We start from the raw sequence: 18,277 nt of genomic DNA, 5'->3' as shown, positions 1-18,277 counted from the left end.
CGCATGCTGACGGGCGGGACATGACCACGGGAAGAGCGGAGCGTCGATGAGGCTCGTCGTCGATCTCAACAAATGTCAGGGGTACGCCCAGTGCGCGTTCCTCGCACCGGACGTCTTCGCGATGCACGGCGAGGAGTCGCTGATCTACAACCCGCACGCGCCGGAGGAGCAACGCGAGCGGCTGGCCCGCGCGGTCGCCGCCTGCCCGGTGCAGGCGATCACCGCCGACGGGCTGGAGGACCTCGTGACCGAGCCGGGCACCGGTCCCCGCCAGGTGGCGCCGGAGGCGTCCGATGGCCGCTGACCACCTGGACCGGCTCCGGCGCGAGGGCCGGATCGTCATCGTGGGCGCCTCCCTGGCGGGCCTGCGGGCGGCGGAGACGCTGCGCGCCGAGGGCTTCGCCGGCGAGCTGACCCTGATCGGCGACGAGCCGTACGAGCCGTACGACCGCCCGCCGCTGTCGAAGTCCGTCCTGCTGGGCATGGCGTCCCCGCGCCGCACCGAGCTGCCGCACCGCCGGGAGATCGACGCCAAGTGGCGGCTCGGTGTCGCGGCGACCGGGCTGGATCTGTCGGCCAGGCGGGTCAAGCTGGCCGACGGGGACGAGGTGCCGTACGACCGCCTCCTCATCGCGACCGGGGTGCGTGCCCGGCCCTGGCTGAAGGAGGACGAGGCCCGGCTCGGCGGAGTCTGTCTGCTGCGGACCCGGGACGACGCGGCCGATCTGGTCCAGCGGCTGGACGCGGGACCGCGCCGGGTGTTCGTCATCGGCGCCGGGTTCGCCGGTTCGGAGATCGCCTCGGCGTGCCGCGAGAAGGGCATCCCGGTCACCGTGGCGGAGCGCGCCGGGGCGCCGCTGGTGGGCGCGCTCGGTGGCGTGATCGGCGCGGTCGCCGCCGACCTCCAGACCGAGAACGGCGTGGACCTGCGCACCCATGTCACGGTGACCGGCCTGGAGGGCGACTCGATCGGCCGGGTGCGGGCCGTCCATCTGTCCGACGAGAGTGTCGTCGAGGCGGACGTGGTCGTGGTCTCGCTGGGTTCGCAGCGCAACACCGAGTGGCTGACCGGGTCGGGGCTGGGTGCCGGGCCCCGGGGCATCGCGTGCGACGCGGGCTGCCGGGCCTTCGACTTCCGGGGCATCGTCACGGACGACGTCTTCGTGGCGGGCGACGTGGCGCGCTCCCCGCACGCGCTGTTCGGCTACCAGTTCCTGTCGCTGGAGCACTGGGGCAACGCCGTCGCACAGGCGGAGACCGCCGCGCACAACATGATCTGCCACGGCGCCGACCGCCGACCGCACCTGTGGATGCCGGCGTTCTGGTCGTCGATGTTCGGCGTGAACATCAAGTCGGTGGGCGTGCCGCCCATGGGCGACCAGCTCATGATCACGCAGGGCTCGCTGGCCGAGCGCCGGTTCGTCGGCGTGTACGGCTACCAGGGCCGCGTCATCGCCGCCGTGACCTTCGACAACGCCCGCTGGCTGGAGTTCTACGCACGGCAGATCGAGCGGGGCGCCCCGTTCCCGGTGGAGTACCCGACGATGGACCGGCGGCCCGAGAACCGGCAGCCGGTGGCGGCCGACTTCCCCGACCCGTCCCTGCCGACCCACGGCCCCACCGTGACGCTCAGCGGCTACTCGCCGGCCGACCAGCAGCTGGTCTTCCACCCCGCCCGCCACTGACGGCCGCCCGGCCCGACGCTCCGAGGAACGAGTCATGCCGAAAGCCTCGCTGTTCCGCCAGATCACCGACTTCGCCAACCGCGCCGACCCGTACCCGCTGTACCAGGAGCTACGCCGGACACCGGTGCAGCACGAGGAGGAGGACGGCCCCTACGTCATCAGCTCGTACTGGGACATCGAGGCGCTGCTGCACGATCCGCGGATCAGCTCCGACGCCGCCAACCTGGCCGCCGCCGGGGCCGACGAGCTGAGCCAGCCGGACGAGACGGGCGGGCTGCCGCCGTCGTTCATCCGGCTCGACCCGCCCGAGCACGACCGGCTGCGGCGTATCGCCAACCAGGGCTTCGGCCCGCCGCACCGGCCGCGCCGGATCGAGGGCATGCGCGGTGAGCTGGAGGAGATCGTCGCCGGCCTGCTCGACGGCCTCGGCGACGCCCGGCAGATCGACCTGGTGGACCAGTTCGCCTACCCGTTCCCGGTGACGGTGATCTGCCGGCTGCTCGGCGTGCCCCGCGAGGACGAGCCCAGGTTCCGCGCCTGGGTCGACCCGATCGTCGCCGGCCTGGACCCCGACTCCCGCACGAGCGCCGACTCCGCACGTGCCGCGCAGGAGGCACGGCTGCAGCTCGGCATGTACCTGTCCGGGCTGGTCGAGCAGCGCACCAGGGAACCACGGGACGACCTGCTGTCCGACCTGGTCAACAGCCACGGCCCGGACGGCTCCATGACGATGATGGAAGTGCTCGCCACCGCGGTGCTGCTGTTGATCGCCGGCCATGAGACGACGGTCAACCTCATCACCAACGGCATGCTGACCCTGCTGCGGTACCCGGACGTCCTGCGCCGTCTCGCCCGGGACCCGGGCCTGTCGGTGCGGATCGTGGAGGAGCTGCTGCGCTACGAGCCGCCGGTGCAGATCGTGCCGCAGCGCACCTGTATCGCCGACATCGAGGTGCGCGGGGTCGTCATCCCCAAGGGCTCGCGCATCTGGCTGATGCTGGCCGCGGGCAACCGCGATCCCGAGCGGTTCAAGGACCCCGACCGGTTCGACCCGGACCGTGAGGACATCCAGCACCTCGGCTTCGGCAGCGGCATCCACAGCTGCTTCGGCGCCCCGCTGGCCCGTCTGGAGGCCCAGACCGCCCTGGCCGCGCTGGCCCGGCGGCTGGAGAACCCCCGCCTGGTGGCGGACCCGCCGCCGTACCGGCAGAACGCGGTCCTGCGCGGCCCGCGCCATCTGGAGATCGCCTTCGACGGGCTGAACTGACCGCAGGGGTCGCGTGCGCGGGGGCCGGGTCAGTGGCCGAGGCGGCTGAGACGGACCAGCCCCACCCAGGTCTCGGGGCCCGGCTGGGCGTACGCGGCGCGCACCGCGTACGTGCCCGCCTCCAGCGGCACCCGGAGGTGTTCGACGCGGCCGGCGGCGCGGCCCGGCCAGGCCGAGTCGAACAGCAGCACCGGGCCGGGCACCCGCCAGTGCACCTCGCTGCCCCACACCGCCGAGTCGAGGGCGGCCGGGACACCGGCGAGCAGTTCGTCCTCGGAGTGGGCGGCGGACCACCGTACGAAGGTGGCGTGCTCCGGCAGGAAGGAGGTGGAGGCGGGTTCCTCGCCGAACACGAGGGCCGCGCTGTCGCCGACGGGCAGCAGACCGACGTGCCCGTCGACCTCGCACGCCCGGTCGTAGTCCGTGGCGAGGTCCTCGTTGTCGGCGCCCGCCCAGAACGACAGCACCGTCTCGGGCACGGCTATCAGAGGGCCGCCGGCCGACTCCACCCACTCCAGCACGCCTGGATCCGCGTATCGAGCCATGGCCCAAGAACCTACACGGGCCGGCGTCAGCAGCCGCACTCGCCTGCGACCGGCGCGGTCAGGGGGTCGGGATCGCGCCGCGCCGGTCCCTGCCAGGTGTCGTAGGCGAAGCCCTCGCGCACCCAGTACTCGAAGCCGCCGAGCAACTCCTTTACACGATAGCCGAGTTCGGCGAGGGCGAGGGCGGAGCGGGTGGCGCCGTCGCACCCGGGGCCCCAGCAGTACGTCACCACGGGCACGGAGAGGTCGAGGAGTTGCCCCGCCTGTTCGGGGATGCGGGCGGTGGGCAGGTGGACGGCGCCGGGGATGTGACCCTGGTCCCAGGACTCGGTCGAGCGGGAGTCCACGACGACGAACCCGGGGTCACCGCCGGCCGCCAGCGCCGCGGCCACGTCGGAGACGTCGGTGTGGAAGGCGAGGCTCGCCCGGAAGTGGGCGGCGGCCTCGGCGGGGGCCGCGGGGGCCACGCGCAGGACGGGGTTCACGGGGGCCGGTGAGGTGTGGGTGATCATGGCTGAGAATTTACGGCCGCACGCCCGGCCGCTGAAGGGGCGATCCACGGGCCTGCCCTTGCCGCGCCGGGGATTTCCCTGCTATCCATCCGGGATGACCGTGTATTCCCCGGACGCCACCGACTGGCGCATCCTTGAGGTCCTCCAGCGCGAGGGCCGGGCCAGTTACGCCGAGCTGGCGCGCGCCGTCTCGATGTCGCCGAGCGCCGTCACCGAACGCGTACGGCGGCTGGAGGAGGCCGGCGTGATCCAGGGGTACGCGGCGGTCGTGGACCCCGAGCGGCTGGGGCTGCCGATCCTGGCGTTCGTGCGGCTGCGTTATCCGAACGGCAACTACAAGCCGTTCCACGACCTGGTCGCCGCCACGCCCGAGATCCTGGAGGCGCACCACGTGACGGGCGACGACTGCTTCGTGATCAAGGTCGCCGCCCGTTCCATGTCCCATCTGGAGGAGATCTCCGGGAAGATCGGCGCGCTGGGCTCGGTGACCACCAGCGTCGTGTACTCCTCTCCGCTCCCCCGGCGCGCGCTGGGCCGCTGACCCGAACTGGGCGTACGGGGCTACGGTTTGCGGGCCACGCCGCCGAAGTTGTCGACTTCGGCCGGTGCTTCGGCGCCGTTCGGCGCGGGGCGCCACCGGGACGTGGAGACCAGGCCGGGCTCCAGCATCTCCAGGCCGTCGAAGAAGCGGGCGAGCTGGTCGGGGCTGCGGTTGACGCGAGGGTTGTCGCTCGCCTCGTTCCACTGCTCGACCATGGCGCGCTGCTGCTCGGGGTGGATGACCTCGGTGCTGTCGCAGAACACGAGGTGGCTGCCGGACGGCAGGGCGTCGAGCAGTCGCTGCACGATGCCGTAGACGGAGTCGTCGGTGACATGCGCGGCGATCCCGAGCAGGATCAGGGCCACCGGCTGGGTGAAGTCCAGTGTCCTGGCGGCCTGTTCGAGGATGCCGTCCGGGTTGCGCAGATCGGCGTCGATGTAGTCCGTCGCGCCCTCGGGCGTGCTGGTGAGCAGCGCCTCGGCGTGCACGAGGACGACCGGGTCGTGGTCGACGTAGACGATCCGCGCCTCGGGCAGCAGGCGCTGGGCGACCTCGTGGGTGTTGTCCGCGGTGGGCAGCCCGGTGCCCACGTCCAGGAACTGGCGGATACCGGCGTCCCGGACGAGGTACTCCACGGCCCGGACGAGGAACGCCCGCTGCGCCCGGGCGGTGTCGAGGATCCCCGGGTTGGCCTCGGCGATCCGGTCGCCGACCTGCCGGTCGATCTCGTAGCAGTCCTTGCCGCCCAGCCAGTAGTTCCAGATGCGGGCGGAGTGCGGCGCGCTGCTGTTGACAGGCCGGCGTTCGACGGACATGCGGGCTCTCCTGGTCGGCCGGTGGTCACCTCACAACTTATTCCTCGCAACGGGGTCCTCACGCGCCCCGCTGCCGCAGCGTCGACCCCGTCCTCCCCTTGACGACCTCCAGTTGGGCGTGGATCCTGCGCCGCAGGTCAGGCACATGGCTGACGATGCCGACGCTGCGGTCGCGTTCGCGCAGGGAGTCGAGGACGTCGAGGACCTCGTCGAGGGTCTGGTCGTCGAGGCTGCCGAAGCCCTCGTCGATGAAGAGGGTGTCGAGCCGTACGCCGCCGGCCTCGTCCGTGACGACGTCCGCGAGACCGAGGGCGAGGGCGAGCGAGGCGAAGAAGGTCTCGCCGCCGGAGAGGGTGGCGGTGTCGCGCTCGCGGCCGGTCCAGGCGTCGACCACGTGCAGCCCGAGCCCGCTGCGACCGCGGCCGGAGCGGTCGTCGGAGTGGACGAGGGTGTAGCGGCCGGACGACATGCGCTGAAGGCGCGCGGTCGCGGCGGCGGCGACCTGCTCCAGGCGGGCCGCCAGGACGTACGACTCCAGGCGCATCTTGCGCTCGTTGTCGGCGGAGGTGCCCGCGGTGAGGGCGGCGAGACGGGCGACCCGGTCGTGCTCCTCGCGCAGCGGGGCGAGTTGCCGTACGGCCTCGGTGGCGCGGGCGGAGAGGCGGTCCAGCTCGGTGCGGCAGTGGGCGGCCGCGTCGCGCGCGGAGGCGGCCGTGCGCAGGCGGCGCTCCGCCTCGGCCGCGGTGCGCTCGGCCGCGGTGAGGTCGGCGGGCGGCTGCTGGGCGGCGGCCGCGGTGTCGCCCTCGGCCAGCACGGCCCGTACGGCCGCCTCCTCCGACTGCCAGGCGTCCAGGCGGTGTTGCAGCTCGCGGTGGGCGGCGGCGTCGAGGAGGGCGGCGGCCGCGGCCTGGGGGGTGTCGAAGCCGGCCCGGTAGGCGGCGTCGGCGAGGCGGGCGTCGGCGTCCTTCAGGCGCTGGGCGGCGTCCTCGGCGCTGCGCGTCGCGTCGGCGGCGTCGGCGAGCAGGGCGACGCGCCGCTCCAGCTGGGCGGCGCGCGCGGCCACGCTGCCCGCGTCGCCGCGTGCCTGCGCCAACTCGGTTTCCAGCTGGGCCTGTTCGCGCTCCAGGGTTTCGCGCCGGGTGAGCCGGGACGCGGTGCGCACGGCGGCCTGCTGGCGGTCGGCGAGGCGCTGCTCGCGCTCGCGCTCGGCGCGGCGCAGCTCCTCGTGGGTGGCGTGCAGGACGGAGGCCGCACGGCGGGCGCGGGCGTACTCCTGCTCCAACTCCCCCGCCTCTGCTTCCAGTTGGCCGGTCGGGGTGTCACCGGCCTCGGCGGTGGCGGCGGCCAGCGCCTCGCGGACGACACCGAGGCGCCGTTCGTCCTCGGTGCGGCGCTGGTCGGCCTGCTGGAAGGCCCGGTGCGCCCGCTCCTCGGCCGCGCGGTCGACATGTCCGGCGTTCTTGCGGGCCGGGGCGGGGTGCGCGGTGGCTCCGCAGACGGCGCAGGGCTCGCCGTCGGTGAGGTGGGCGGCCAGCTCGGCGGCGATGCCGCTCAGACGCCGTTCCTTGACGTCGAGCCAGTGGGCGCGGGCGTCCAGTGCCTGCTGCTGGGACGCGCGCGCCCGGTGCTGTGCGTCCTCCAGGTCGGCGGCCAGTGCGTCGCGGGTGCGGGCCGCGGTGAGCCGGCGGTCCATCGGTTCCCGCCGGACGGCGAGCTGTTCGGCGCGGGTGGCGGCCTCCTGGGCACGGTCCACGCGGGCCTGGAGCGCGGCGCGAGCGGTGTCCCAGCCGTCGAGCCAGGTGTCGGCCTCGCGCAGCACCTCCTCGTCGGCGCGCTCCTGCCGGTCGAGCCCGTCGCGTTCCTCGGCCAGCTGCACGAGCCGCTGCTCGGCGCGCCGGGCCGCGTCCAGGCCGCCCAGCTCCTCGGCGGTCCGGCGGGCGGCGGCGGCCAGTCCGCTCGCCCCGGCGTCGGCGTACGACTCGGGGAGCCTCCCGCGCGCGCCTGCCTCGGCCGCCGCTGCCCTGCGGTGCTCCTGCTCGGCGGCCTCGCGCAGCTCCAGCGCGGGCGCGACCGTGTCCGCCTTGCGGCCCCGCTCCATGCGCTCCTGGGCCTCGCGGTGCGCGCCGGAGTGCTGCTGGAGCCGCTCGGCGCGCTGCCGGGCCTCGGCGAACCTGGCCTGGAGCCGGGCGAGTTCGCGTACGTCGTCCAGGGCGCGGCGGGCCTCGGCGTGCGCGGACTCCGCGGCGCCGAGGCGGAGGTGGGCGATGGTGAGGCGCTCGCGGGCGGTGGCGCGGGCCACGGCGGCGGCGGCGAGCACCTGCTCCGCCAGGCCCGGCTCGCCCGGCGCCAGGTCCGGCAGCTCCATGGTGTCGCCTGCCTGCTGCTGCATGCGGTGGGCGTCGGCGAGCAGGGCCGCGTCGCCCTCGCGCACGCGTGCCTCGGTGGCGCGGCGGCGGTCGGCGAGGCGTTTTTCGACGTCGGCGAAGCGCTGGGTGTCGAAGAGCCGGCCGAGCAGCCGGCCGCGGGCCTCGGCGTCGGCGCGCAGGAAGCGGGCGAAGTCGCCCTGGGGCAGCAGCACGACCTGGCAGAACTGCTCGCGGCTCATGCCGAGCAGCTGGGTGATCTCCTCGCCGATCTCCTGGTGGGAGCGGCTGCGGTCGCGCCAGGCGCCGGCCGCGCTGTCGTACTCGCGCAGCCAGCTCTGGGCCTTGTCGACCGTGGTGCCCCTGCCGCGCAGTTTGCGGCGCTCCCAGGGCGGCTGCCGGGTGATCTCCAGACGGCGGCCGGCGACGGTGAGGTCGAGGCGGACCTCGGTGCGGGTGCCGGGCTCGGCGTGATCGCTGCGCAGGGTCATGCCCTGGCCGTTTCCGCTCTGCCGGGCGCCGGGGACCGAGCCGTACAGGGCGTAGCAGACGGCGTCCAGGACGGAGGTCTTGCCCGCGCCGGTGGGGCCGTGCAGCAGGAAGAGTCCGGCGGCGGACAGGGCGTCGAAGTCGACGCCGAGGGAGCCGCCGAAGGGCCCGAAGGCGGTGATGTCGAGCCGGTGCAGCCTCACCGGGCCACCTCCCGCACGGCGTCGTCGGCGCGCACGGCGTCGAACGCCTCGCGCAGCACGCCCAGTTCACGGTCGTCCGGCCCGGCGCCGCGCACATGGGCGACGAAGTCCTCGGCGACCTGCTGGTCGCTGCGGCCCGCGAGCCGCCGGGCGTACGACACCTCGGGGTCGTCCGGGGCCCGCTCGGGGGCGAAGACCAGGCTGAGGGTGTGCGGGAAGCGCTCGGTGAGCCGGGCCATGGGATCGGCCGGGCGGACCGGGTCGGTGAGGGTGGCTTCGACCCAGGAGTCCTCGTACCGGGCCAGCTCCGGGTCGGCCAGCAGGCCGTCCAGCGTGCCCCTGACGCGGGCCAGCGGGCGCGGCACCGGGCAGTCGAGGCGCTCGGCGGTGACGGAGCCGTCGGCGCCGAGGTCGATCAGCCACATGCTCTTGCGGTGGTCGGTCTCGGAGAAGGAGTAGGCGAGCGGGGAGCCGGAGTAGCGCACGCGCTCGGTGAGGGTCTGGCAGCCGTGCAGATGCCCGAGGGCGACGTAGTCGACGCCGTCGAAGACGCCCGCCGGGACGGCGGCCACCCCGCCGACGGTGATGTCCCGCTCGCTGTCGCTGGCCCGGCCGCCGGTGACGAAGGCGTGGGCGAGGACGACGGAGCGGGTGCCCCGCGCGCGCGTGGCGAGGTCGGCGCGGACACGGTCCATGGCGGCGCCGAGCACGGCCTCGTGTCCGGCCCGGTCCACCGCGAACTCGTCCTTCACCAGGGCCGGTTCGAGATACGGCAGCCCGTAGAAGGCGACGTCCCCGTGGGCGTCCGCGAGCAGCACCGGGGTGCCGGCGGCGGCCGGGTCGGTGCGCAGATGGATGCCCGCGCGCTCGATGAGACCGGCGCCGACGCCGAGGCGGCGACCCGAGTCGTGGTTGCCGGAGATCATGACCGTCGGTACGCCGAGGTCCGCGAGGCGGTGCAGCGCGTCGTCGAACAGCTCGACCGCGGCGAGCGGGGGCACCGCGCGGTCGTACACGTCACCGGACACGACCACCGCGTCCACGGCGTGCTCGCGCACGGCGGTGACGAGGTGACCGATGAACTCGGCCTGGGCCCCGAGCATGTTCACCCGGTGGAAGGCCCGGCCGAGGTGCCAGTCGGACGTGTGCAGCAGTCTCATGATCCCCGAGGTTAACGGCCGGGTCTGACATCACGGGCGGTTACTCCCGTATCGACCGGCGGCACGCAGGAGTTCGTACGGATATCCCGTACGTCGCGAATGGTCTGGATGTTCCGATCGGTCCGCTATGTCACGCGTCTCCGTAGGCCTCTCCGCCCAGTTCGAACCCCGCCGAGCCCGCCGTCGCATCGGCGAGCCACGCCCGGAAGACGTCCACGTCGGCGTCCGGCAGCCCGATCTCGATGGTGACGACCTCGCCGTACCGGACGTCGCGCACCTCCCGCCCCGTGGCGCGCAGGTCGTTCTGGACCTTGCCCGCGCGCTGGTGGTCGACGGTGACGGTGGCCAGCCGGAAGCGGCGCCGGGTGAGTGTGCCGAGCGTGTCGAGGGCCTCGCCGACGGCGCCGCCGTAGGCGCGGATGAGTCCGCCGGCCCCGAGCTTGACGCCGCCGTAGTAACGGGTGACGACGGCGACGACGTAGCGCATCTCACGGCGCAGGAGCATCTGGAGCATGGGGACGCCGGCGGTGCCGCCCGGTTCGCCGTCGTCGCTGGCCTTCTGCACGGAGGCGTCGGCGCCGATCACGTACGCCCAGCAGTTGTGGGTGGCGTCGGCGTGCTCCTTGCTGACGGCGGCGATGAAGTCCTGTGCCTCCTGCTCGGTGGCGGCCGGGGCGAGGGCGCACAGGAAGCGGGAGCGGTTGATCTCGGTCTCGTGCACGCCCGCGTGGGCGACTGTGCGGTACTCGTCCTGCATCCCGCCAGCCTAAGCGGTGGCGGGAAGTGCGGGTCCGGGCGGAGGCCGCGCCCACGCGCGCGTGGCGGCGGATCCTCCTCCCCGGCGCCGCTCGGCTACTGCTTCTTGCCCCCGCGCGGCACGGTCACCCAGGTCAGCAGGGCGACGCCGGGGGCGAGGGCGGACCAGCCGGTGCCGTGCCAGGTGAGGACGGCGATCGCGGACGTCGGGAACTTGGTCCGCACCCGCTCCAGCGTGTCGTCGAGACCGTCCCCGGCCAGCTCCAGGACCAGCTCCTCCAGCCCGGGGTTGTGCCCGACCAGCAGCAGGGTCTCCACCTGGGACGGCACTTCGCGGACCACCTCCACCAGGTCCGCCGCGTCGGCCGTGTACAGCCGCCGGTCGTAGCGCACCGGCGGCGGGGTGCCCCACTCGGCGGAGGCCAGCTCCCAGGTGCGGCGGGCGCGTGCGGCCGTGGAGCACAGAGCGAGGTCGGGCAGGCAGTCGGCCTCGGCGAGGGTGCGTCCGGCGGCGGGGGCGTCCTGCAGGCCGCGCGGCGCGAGAGGCCTGCGGTGGTCCTCGACGCCCTCGGGCCAGGCGGACTTGGCGTGCCGCAGCACCACCAGCCGGCGCAGCGGACCCGAGGAGCCCGCCCGCGCGCTCACGCGAGGCTCCCGAGGTCACGGGCGAGGTCGAGCGCCAGCAGCCGGTCCACGTAGGCGAACGTCTCGAACCGGGCGCCGTCGGGCAGATCCGGGTCACGCGCCACGTCCCGCAGCACGTCCAGGACGCCGGGCAGGTCGAGATCGTCCTCCCACGCGGAGCGCAACCGCCCCCGCACCGCCTCCGGCACCGGCCTGGACGGCCGCCGGGCCCACCCGGCGACGGACCGCCGCCACTGCGCCAGCCGCCCGGCCGCCGCGTCCAGTACGGCGGGCGACAGCCGAACGGGTTCACCCCGAGGGACGGAGAGCAGGGCGAGCCGCACCGCCTCGGGGTCCTGGAGGAGGGCCGGGAGCGCGGGGTGGGAGTGGAGGGTGGGACCGGTGCCGGGGGCGGGTGCGGACGCGGGTCCCGCGTCGCGGCCGACCGCCTGCGGCCCCTGGCCGTCCGTCTGCCAGTGCACCGGTGCCACCCGCATCACCGGGCCTTCGCCGACGGCGGCCGCGGGGTCGGCCGTCACGTGGATCGCCTGGGACTCGCCCAGCCCCGAGGCGAGGTCGCGGCCGTCCTCGAAGGGGCGGATCGCGAGGGCGGTGGCGGCCGCGCGCAGTTCGGCGTGCTGGTGGGGGGACGTGAGGATCGTCCAGACCGGGGTGCCGCCCAGCTCCAGGGCGCGGACCAGGAGGTCGGCGGTGAGGAGCACCCGCAGGGCGGTCGGGTCCAGCCCGGAGGCGTAGGCCTCGATGCGGGTCAGGCCGCGGCGGGCGGGCGCGGCGGGGACGGGCTCACCGGTTCGGTCGTCGAGGATGCGCAGCACAGCGCGAGCGTAGGCGGGCAGAGCGTCCTACGCAGGCATCTTGCTCCGATTCCGGACATGGCGGCGGCTACCGGGGCGGGAATCCGCACCCTGCGCTCCGCTGTTGCCCAGGCGAACTGTTCCCCCGAACCGAGGAGGCGGCCATGGCGGTCGTGCACGGCGACGGCAGCTACGACGGCGACGACCACGGCGACGAAGCGGTGATCCGCAGGATCCTGACCGGGCTGGGCGACACCTGGGCCGTGGTCGGCCTGTCGAACAACCGGAACCGGGCCGCCTACGGGGTGGCGCAGGTGCTCCAGCGGTTCGGCAAGCGCGTCGTGCCGGTGCATCCGAAGGCGGAGACGGTGCACGGCGAGCGCGGCTACGCCTCCCTCGCGGACATCCCTTTCGACGTGGATGTGGTCGACGTCTTCGTGAACAGCGACCTGGCCGGGGCGGTGGCCGACGAGGCCGTGGCGAAGGGCGCGCGGGCGGTGTGGTTCCAGCTCGGCGTCGTGGACGAGGCCGCCTACAACCGGACCCGGGCGGCGGGTCTGGACATGGTCATGGACCACTGCCCGGCCATCGAAATTCCCCGCCTCGACTAGCGAATCTCTCCTTCTACTTACAATTCGACGCTGAATATTGACATTCGCACTAGGCATCTGACCTGTGACAAGACAGTGACCGAGCGTGGGGCCAAGACACCTAAGATCCCGGGTCAAAATTTGGTTAACGCTCTTTTGACGGCATGGAACGCACCCCTAACCTGTGGCCTCCTCGCCCGTTAACGCTGCGTATAGATCTGAGAGGCCACTACACATGGCGAATGTCGACCAGGCTGCACCGGTAGCCACAAGCGACACCGGTGGTCTGCGCCGAGACGTCGGACTGATCGGTCTGATGTGGGCCTCGGTGGGTTCCATCATCGGCTCCGGCTGGCTCTTCGGCGCCGAGAAGGCAGTCGTGGTGGCCGGTCCGGCGGCGATCATCTCGTGGGTGATCGGCGCGGTGGCCATCGTGCTCCTCGCCCTCGTGCACGCCGAGCTCGGCGGCATGTTCCCGGTGGCGGGCGGCACCGCGCGCTACCCGCACTACGCCTTCGGCGGCCTGGCCGGCATGTCCTTCGGCTGGTTCTCCTGGCTCCAGGCCGCGACGGTGGCCCCGATCGAGGTCGAGGCCATGATCGGCTATGCCAAGCACTGGCACTTCGCCGACGGCCTGCAGAACGCCAACGGCACGCTGACGACCAGCGGCATCGTCGTCGCCGTCCTGCTCATGGCGGTCTTCGTCGCGGTCAACTTCCTCGGTGTCCGCATCCTGGCCCACACCAACAGCGCCGCCACCTGGTGGAAGATCGCTGTTCCGCTCGCCGCGATCTTCATCATCGCGGTCGGCAACTTCCACCCGTCCAACTTCACCTCCCAGGGTTTCGCGCCGTTCGGCGCCAAGGGTGTCCTCACCGCGATCAGCTCCAGCGGCATCATCTTCGCGCTGCTCGGCTTCGAGCAGGCGATCCAGCTGGCCGGCGAGAGCCGCAACCCGAAGCGTGACCTGCCGCGCGCGACGCTCGGTTCGGTCGCGATCGGCTCCACGATCTACCTCCTGCTCCAGATCGTGTTCATCGCCGCCCTGCCGCACGCCTCCTTCGCCAAGGGCTGGGCGAACCTGGCCTACGCCGGCATCAGCGGCCCCTGGGCGGGTCTCGCCTCGGTGGTCGGCCTGGGCTGGCTGGCCTGGGTGCTGTACGCCGACGCGATCATCTCCCCCGGCGGCACCGGCCTGATCTACACCACCGCCACCTCCCGTATCTCCTACGGCCTGGCCAAGAACGGCTACGCGCCGAAGCTCTTCACCAGGACCGACTCGCGCGGTGTGCCGTGGTTCGGCCTCGCGATGTCGTTCGTGACCGGTGTGATCTGCTTCCTGCCGTTCCCGAGCTGGCAGACGCTGGTCGGCTTCATCACCTCGGCGAGCGTGCTGATGTACGCGGGCGCCCCGCTGGCCTACGGCGTCTTCAAGGACCGGCTGCCGAACCACGACCGTCCGTACAAGCTGCCCTACGGCAACTTCATCTCGCCGCTGTCGTTCGTGGTCGCCAACCTGATCATCTTCTGGTCCGGCTGGGACACCCTGTGGCGACTGGGCTTCGCGATCCTGATCGGCTACGTGCTGCTCGGCGCCTACGCAGCCTACGCGATCCGCAAGGGCCTGCCCGACGCCCCCCGGCTGGACTTCAAGGCCGCGCAGTGGCTCGCGCCCTACCTGCTGGGCATCGGCGTGATCTCCTACCTGAGCACCTTCGGCGGTAACGGTGACCTGCCGCTGTGGTGGGACATGCTGGTCGTCACGGTGTTCTCGCTCGTCATCTACTACTGGGCCAAGGCCACGGCCTCCCAGCCCGAGGCGATCGAGCGCAGCATCGAGGAGGTCGTCGTCACCGACGCCCCCGCGCACTGAGCCACACCACTGCCGGTGTCCCGTCAGCCGATTCCCGGCTGACGGGACACCGTCATAATGCGAGGGTGATCTCCCCCTCCCCCTCCCCCCACCCGGATCCCGCGCACCCCGCACGCCGGGAAGCCGGTACGGTCGTCGTCGTGGGCGCCGGTCCCGCCGGGCTCGCCGTCGCCAACATCCTGCGGGCCGCCTCGGTCGACTGTGTCGTCCTGGAGACCGAGAGCAGGCAGTTCATCGAGACCCGGGCCCGGGCCGGTGTCATCGAGGAATGGGCGGTGCGCGAACTCGGCCGCCGCGGCCTCGCGGGGCACCTGCCGCAGCGGGCCGAGCTGCACAGCGCCTGCGAGTTCCGCTTCGCCGGCGAGCGGTACCGCTTCCCCTACGCCGAACTGACGGGCTGTCACCACTACGTCTACCCGCAGCCGTTGCTGGTGACGGACCTGGTGCGCGAGTACGCCGACGTGCGCGGCGGCGACATCCGCTTCGGCGTGCGCGACGTCACGCTGCACGACCTGGACACGGATCGGCCGGCGGTGTCGTACCGCTGTCCGGACACGGGTGAACGGCGGCTGCTGCGCTGCGACTTCGTCGCGGGGTGCGACGGGGCGCGCGGGGTGACGCGCGACGCGATTCCCGAGCGGCACCGGCGGATCGCCCGGCAGGACGACGGCATCGGCTGGCTGGCGCTGCTCGCCGAGGTCCCGCCGTCGACGGACTGTGTCCTGTTCGGCGTCCATCCGCGCGGCTTCGCCGGGCAGATGCCCCGCAGCCCCGGGGTGACCCGGTTCTACCTCCAGTGCCCGCCCGGCGACGATCCGGAGAACTGGCCGCACGAGCGGGTCTGGACCGAGCTGCGCGAGCGGCTGGCCGCGACCGGGGCGCCCCCGCTGACCGAGGGGCGGATCGTCGAGAAGCGGGTGCTGGACATGCACCACTACGTCGTCGAACCCCTCTCCCACGGGCGGCTGTTCCTGGCCGGCGACGCCGGTCACCTGGTCGCGCCGATCGCCGCGAAGGGGATGAACCTCGCCCTGCACGACGCCTTCCTGCTCGGCGACGCGCTCGTCTCGTACGTCACGGAGGGGGACGGCGCCGGCCTGGACGGCTACTCGGCCGCGGCGCTGCGCCGGGTGTGGGACTACCAGGAGTTCTCGCAGTGGCTGTCGGACATCTACCACGGTGTCGCGTCCGGTGATCCGTTCCGCGCCGGCACCACGCTGGCCCGGCTGCGCCGGCTGTTCTCCTCGCCCGCAGCGGCGGCGGCCTTCGCCGAGCAGTACCTCGGCACGGCCTCCGCCTACTGAGCCCGTTCGGTGAGGTGGTGGTCGGCGGTCTTCAGCGCCTCGTCCACCAGCCGCCGCAGGTGCCCGTGCGCGAGCGAGTAGACCACCCGGCGGCCCTCCTTGCGGGTCCGCACCAGACCCGCGAGCCGCAGCCGGGCCAGATGCTGGCTCACGGCGGGACGGGCCGCGCCGCATGCCCCGGTGAGCGTCGTGACGTCGGCCTCGCCCGCCGTCAGCGCGTGCAGCAGGGTGAGGCGGGTGCGGTCACCGAGCAGGGCGAGCAGCTCGGCGGCCAGCGCGAACTGCTCCTCGCCCGGGCTGCGCGGATGCGTATGGTGCGCAGGTGACAGGTGCATGCGTGCGCTCATACGCACATATTGGTCCCATGGACGCCGCACGTCCACTCCCGCACACCGGAAGGGGAGCCACGTGAGCGACCGGCACCCTCACCAGCACGCGCACGGGCACGCACACGGACAGGGGCACAGCCACCGCGCCGCCGGTCTCCGGCACCGCCTCGCGCATCTGCTCACCCCGCACTCCCACGAGAGCGCCGACAAGCTGGACTCCGCCCTGGAGTCCTCGGCGCGCGGGATGCGGGCGCTGTGGGTGTCGTCGGCCGCGCTCGGGGCGACGGCGCTGACACAGGCGGTCGTGGTGGCCGTGTCCGGTTCGGTGGCGCTGCTCGGGGACACCGTGCACAACGCCGCCGACGCGCTGACCGCCGTCCCGCTCGGCATCGCCTTCGTCCTGGGGCGGCGGGCGGCGACGCGCCGGTTCACCTACGGCTACGGCCGGGCCGAGGATCTGGCGGGGCTGGTGATCGTGCTGACGATCGCCGCGTCGGCGGCCTTCGCCGCGTGGGCGGCCGTCGGCCGGCTGCTCGAACCGCGCCCGGTCAGTCATCTCCCGGCCGTCGCGGGGGCCGCCCTGGTCGGCTTCGCCGGCAACGAATGGGCGGCCCGTCACCGGATCCGGGTGGGCCGCGCGATCGGTTCTGCGGCGCTCGTCGCCGACGGGCTGCACGCGCGCACCGACGGGTTCACCTCGCTGGCCGTGCTGGCCGGCGCGGGCGGCTCCGCGCTCGGCCGGCAACTGGCCGACCCGGTCGTGGGGTTGGCGATCACGGCCGCGATCGCGCTGGTGCTGCGGGACGCGGCGCGGGAGGTGTTCCGGCGGATCATGGACGCCGTCGACCCGGCGCTGGTGGACCGGGCCGAGCGGGCGGTGCGTGCGGTGCCGGGCGTGCGCGAGGTGGGCGAGCTGCGGCTGCGCTGGATCGGGCACCGGCTGCGCGCCGAGCTCACGGTGGTCGTGGACGGTGAGGCGACGGTGCGGCAGGCGCACGCGATCGCCGTCGAGGCCGAACACGCCCTGCTGCACGCCGTACCGAGGCTGACGGCCGCCCTCGTGCACGCCGATCCGGCACCGGTGCCGGGCGAGCGCGACCCGCACCTGGCACTGGCCCACCATCTGACCGCCTGACGCGGGCCTCCGGCAGCCCGGCCTCAGGCGGTCCCGAGTCCCTCCAGCACCACGGCGCCGGGCAGTTCGGCGAGGGCCTTGCCGGGGACCAGCAGCTTGCCGCGCCGGCGTCCGCTGCCGACGAGGACGTACGGCAGGTCGGCGACCGCCGAGTCCACGAGCACCGGCCAGCCGGCGGGCAGGCCGACCGGGGTGATGCCGCCGTATTCCATGCCGGTCTCGCCGGTCGCCGTGTCCATCGACGCGAACGAGGCCTTGCGGGCGCCGAGTTGGCGGCGCACGACGCCGTTGACGTCGACCCGGGTGGTGGACAGCACGAGGCACGCGGCGAGGGAGGTCTCGCCGCCGCGCCGGCCCGCGACCACCACGCAGTTCGCCGACTGCTCCAGCAGGCCGCGGCCGTAGTGCTCCACGAAGACGGCGGTGTCGGCCCAGCGCGGGTCGGTCTCGACGTAGAGGATCCGGTCGGCGGGGACGGCGCCCTGCCAGTGCCGTACGGCGTCGGCGACGGGTGCGATCAGGTCGTCCAGGCAGTCCGGGGCCGGGGTGGCGGTATCGAAGTCTCCGATGGGTGCGCGCATGGCCGCACGCTAACAGCCCGCGCCGCGGGGTCGTTCAGCGCACGGGCGGCACGGAGACGGCCATGACCATCTCCATCGGTACGTCGCCCTCGTTGCCGTACGTGTGCCGGGTGCTCGCCTCGAACGTGGCGCTCGCGCCGGCCGCCACCAGGTGGGCCACGCCGTCGACGGTGAGGGTCAGTTCGCCGGCGGTGACGTGGACGAGTTCCACGGTGCCCACCGGATGCGGCTCGGAGGGGCTGGACTCGCCCGGCATCAGCCGCCAGTCCCACATCTCGACCGGGCCGGGCGCCTCCGTGCCCGCCAGCAGGCGGTTGTAGCTGCCGGCGTCGGTGTGCCACAGGCGTACGGCCTGGTCGGGGGCGACGATACGGACCTTGGGGCCCTGTTCGTAGTCGAGCAGGGTGGTGATGCTGACGCCGAGCGCGTCGCCGATCTTGACGACGGTGCCGAGGCTGGGGTTCGTCCGGGCCTGCTCGATCTGGATGAGCATGCCGCGGCTGACTCCCGCACGGGCCGCGAGCACGTCCAGGGTGAAGCCGCGCACCGTGCGCCAGTGCTTGACGTTGCGCGCCAGGGACTGGGTCAGCAGGTCGAGGTCCGACACATCACGTCCATCGAGAGGAGAGTTCACTATATGGGATGAAGTAGTTCATTGTGCTGAACTACGGTGGGGTGCACCCGATCATT

The 18,277-nt window shown here is 73.3% G+C and carries 19 protein-coding genes; 8 read left to right on the top strand and 11 right to left on the bottom strand.

All coding sequences use genetic code 11. The features are described 5' to 3' along the window. The first annotated feature begins 46 nt into the window (after nucleotides 1–46). Genes ACFC8N_RS14790 through ACFC8N_RS14780 form a run of 3 tightly spaced genes read left to right on the top strand, consistent with a single transcriptional unit; the run spans nucleotide 47 to nucleotide 2,952 of the window. Nucleotides 47–304, top strand: a complete 258-nt coding sequence (locus ACFC8N_RS14790) for a ferredoxin (RefSeq protein ID WP_356030075.1) — start codon at nucleotides 47–49, stop codon at nucleotides 302–304. Then, entirely contained in the window at nucleotides 294–1,685 is a 1,392-nt protein-coding gene (locus ACFC8N_RS14785; RefSeq protein WP_356030074.1) for an FAD/NAD(P)-binding oxidoreductase, read from the top strand. Before ACFC8N_RS14790 ends, ACFC8N_RS14785 begins: the two co-directional genes overlap by 11 nt. Nucleotides 1,686–1,719: 34 nt before the next feature. Beyond that, nucleotides 1,720–2,952: a cytochrome P450 gene (locus tag ACFC8N_RS14780; protein WP_376288339.1), complete on the top strand. Its 1,233-nt coding sequence runs from the start codon at nucleotides 1,720–1,722 to the stop codon at nucleotides 2,950–2,952. Nucleotides 2,953–2,981: 29 nt separating this feature from the next. Here ACFC8N_RS14780 and ACFC8N_RS14775 read toward each other — a convergent pair whose 3' ends face one another. Together ACFC8N_RS14775 and ACFC8N_RS14770 are read right to left on the bottom strand one after the other, a co-directional pair. After that, the gene (locus ACFC8N_RS14775; protein WP_356030071.1) at nucleotides 2,982–3,497 is read right to left on the bottom strand and encodes an immunity 21 family protein; all 516 of its coding nucleotides are present in this window, start codon (nucleotides 3,495–3,497) and stop codon (nucleotides 2,982–2,984) included. A gap of 26 nt (nucleotides 3,498–3,523) precedes the next feature. Continuing rightward, nucleotides 3,524–4,009, bottom strand: a complete 486-nt coding sequence (locus ACFC8N_RS14770; protein WP_356030069.1) for a rhodanese-like domain-containing protein — start codon at nucleotides 4,007–4,009, stop codon at nucleotides 3,524–3,526. A 94-nt stretch (nucleotides 4,010–4,103) separates the two neighbouring features. Between ACFC8N_RS14770 and ACFC8N_RS14765 the strand changes: the two genes are divergently transcribed. After that, the gene (locus ACFC8N_RS14765; RefSeq protein ID WP_356030067.1) at nucleotides 4,104–4,550 is read left to right on the top strand and encodes an Lrp/AsnC family transcriptional regulator; all 447 of its coding nucleotides are present in this window, start codon (nucleotides 4,104–4,106) and stop codon (nucleotides 4,548–4,550) included. Nucleotides 4,551–4,570: 20 nt separating this feature from the next. Here the strand turns inward: ACFC8N_RS14765 and ACFC8N_RS14760 are convergent, their stop codons facing one another. The 6 genes from ACFC8N_RS14760 to ACFC8N_RS14735 all read right to left on the bottom strand — a co-directional run bounded on the left by ACFC8N_RS14760 (nucleotide 4,571) and on the right by ACFC8N_RS14735 (nucleotide 11,796). Continuing rightward, nucleotides 4,571–5,365 (bottom strand): SAM-dependent methyltransferase, encoded by a 795-nt coding sequence (locus tag ACFC8N_RS14760; RefSeq protein ID WP_376288338.1) that lies wholly within the window; start codon nucleotides 5,363–5,365, stop codon nucleotides 4,571–4,573. 58 nt (nucleotides 5,366–5,423) lie between these two features. Continuing rightward, complete coding sequence (locus ACFC8N_RS14755; protein WP_376288337.1) at nucleotides 5,424–8,420, bottom strand: AAA family ATPase; 2,997 nt, start codon at nucleotides 8,418–8,420, stop codon at nucleotides 5,424–5,426. Further along, nucleotides 8,417–9,580: an exonuclease SbcCD subunit D gene (locus ACFC8N_RS14750; protein ID WP_376288336.1), complete on the bottom strand. Its 1,164-nt coding sequence runs from the start codon at nucleotides 9,578–9,580 to the stop codon at nucleotides 8,417–8,419. The genes ACFC8N_RS14755 and ACFC8N_RS14750 overlap by 4 nt, the downstream gene beginning before the upstream one ends. A gap of 130 nt (nucleotides 9,581–9,710) precedes the next feature. Then, entirely contained in the window at nucleotides 9,711–10,337 is a 627-nt protein-coding gene (locus ACFC8N_RS14745; RefSeq protein WP_356030062.1) for a YigZ family protein, read from the bottom strand. Between the two features lie 95 nt (nucleotides 10,338–10,432). Then, on the bottom strand, nucleotides 10,433–10,981 hold the full coding sequence (locus tag ACFC8N_RS14740; RefSeq protein WP_356030061.1) for a histidine phosphatase family protein: 549 nt from the start codon (nucleotides 10,979–10,981) through the stop codon (nucleotides 10,433–10,435). Beyond that, nucleotides 10,978–11,796, bottom strand: coding sequence for a hypothetical protein (locus tag ACFC8N_RS14735; RefSeq protein WP_376288335.1), 819 nt, complete (start codon nucleotides 11,794–11,796; stop codon nucleotides 10,978–10,980). Before ACFC8N_RS14735 ends, ACFC8N_RS14740 begins: the two co-directional genes overlap by 4 nt. A gap of 143 nt (nucleotides 11,797–11,939) precedes the next feature. Here ACFC8N_RS14735 and ACFC8N_RS14730 point away from each other — a divergent pair, with 143 nt between their 5' ends. The 3 genes from ACFC8N_RS14730 (at nucleotide 11,940) to ACFC8N_RS14720 (ending at nucleotide 15,542) form a co-directional block, all read left to right on the top strand. Next, the gene (locus ACFC8N_RS14730; RefSeq protein WP_376288334.1) at nucleotides 11,940–12,386 is read left to right on the top strand and encodes a CoA-binding protein; all 447 of its coding nucleotides are present in this window, start codon (nucleotides 11,940–11,942) and stop codon (nucleotides 12,384–12,386) included. Between the two features lie 214 nt (nucleotides 12,387–12,600). Beyond that, nucleotides 12,601–14,238 (top strand): APC family permease, encoded by a 1,638-nt coding sequence (locus ACFC8N_RS14725; RefSeq protein WP_356030056.1) that lies wholly within the window; start codon nucleotides 12,601–12,603, stop codon nucleotides 14,236–14,238. A 65-nt stretch (nucleotides 14,239–14,303) separates the two neighbouring features. Then, on the top strand, nucleotides 14,304–15,542 hold the full coding sequence (locus ACFC8N_RS14720; protein ID WP_376288333.1) for a 4-hydroxybenzoate 3-monooxygenase: 1,239 nt from the start codon (nucleotides 14,304–14,306) through the stop codon (nucleotides 15,540–15,542). Here the strand turns inward: ACFC8N_RS14720 and ACFC8N_RS14715 are convergent. Next, nucleotides 15,536–15,889, bottom strand: a complete 354-nt coding sequence (locus ACFC8N_RS14715; RefSeq protein WP_362821362.1) for a metalloregulator ArsR/SmtB family transcription factor — start codon at nucleotides 15,887–15,889, stop codon at nucleotides 15,536–15,538. The two genes, ACFC8N_RS14720 and ACFC8N_RS14715, sit on opposite strands and share 7 nt — an antisense overlap. 61 nt (nucleotides 15,890–15,950) lie before the next feature. Between ACFC8N_RS14715 and ACFC8N_RS14710 the strand changes: the two genes are divergently transcribed. After that, a complete protein-coding gene (locus ACFC8N_RS14710; protein ID WP_376288332.1) occupies nucleotides 15,951–17,006 on the top strand; it encodes a cation diffusion facilitator family transporter in 1,056 nt (351 codons plus the stop codon). A 23-nt stretch (nucleotides 17,007–17,029) separates the two neighbouring features. Here the strand turns inward: ACFC8N_RS14710 and ACFC8N_RS14705 are convergent, their stop codons facing one another. Both ACFC8N_RS14705 and ACFC8N_RS14700 read right to left on the bottom strand, forming a co-directional pair. Further along, the gene (locus ACFC8N_RS14705; protein WP_376288331.1) at nucleotides 17,030–17,587 is read right to left on the bottom strand and encodes a YbaK/EbsC family protein; all 558 of its coding nucleotides are present in this window, start codon (nucleotides 17,585–17,587) and stop codon (nucleotides 17,030–17,032) included. Between the two features lie 34 nt (nucleotides 17,588–17,621). Further along, nucleotides 17,622–18,194, bottom strand: coding sequence for an XRE family transcriptional regulator (locus tag ACFC8N_RS14700; protein ID WP_356030050.1), 573 nt, complete (start codon nucleotides 18,192–18,194; stop codon nucleotides 17,622–17,624). Nucleotides 18,195–18,277: the final 83 nt, after the last annotated feature.

The sequence above is a fragment of the Streptomyces sp. NPDC055966 genome (assembly GCF_042269865.1).
Taxonomy (GTDB): Bacteria; Actinomycetota; Actinomycetes; order Streptomycetales; family Streptomycetaceae; genus Streptomyces.
This window is presented reverse-complemented; position numbering and strand designations above follow the sequence as displayed.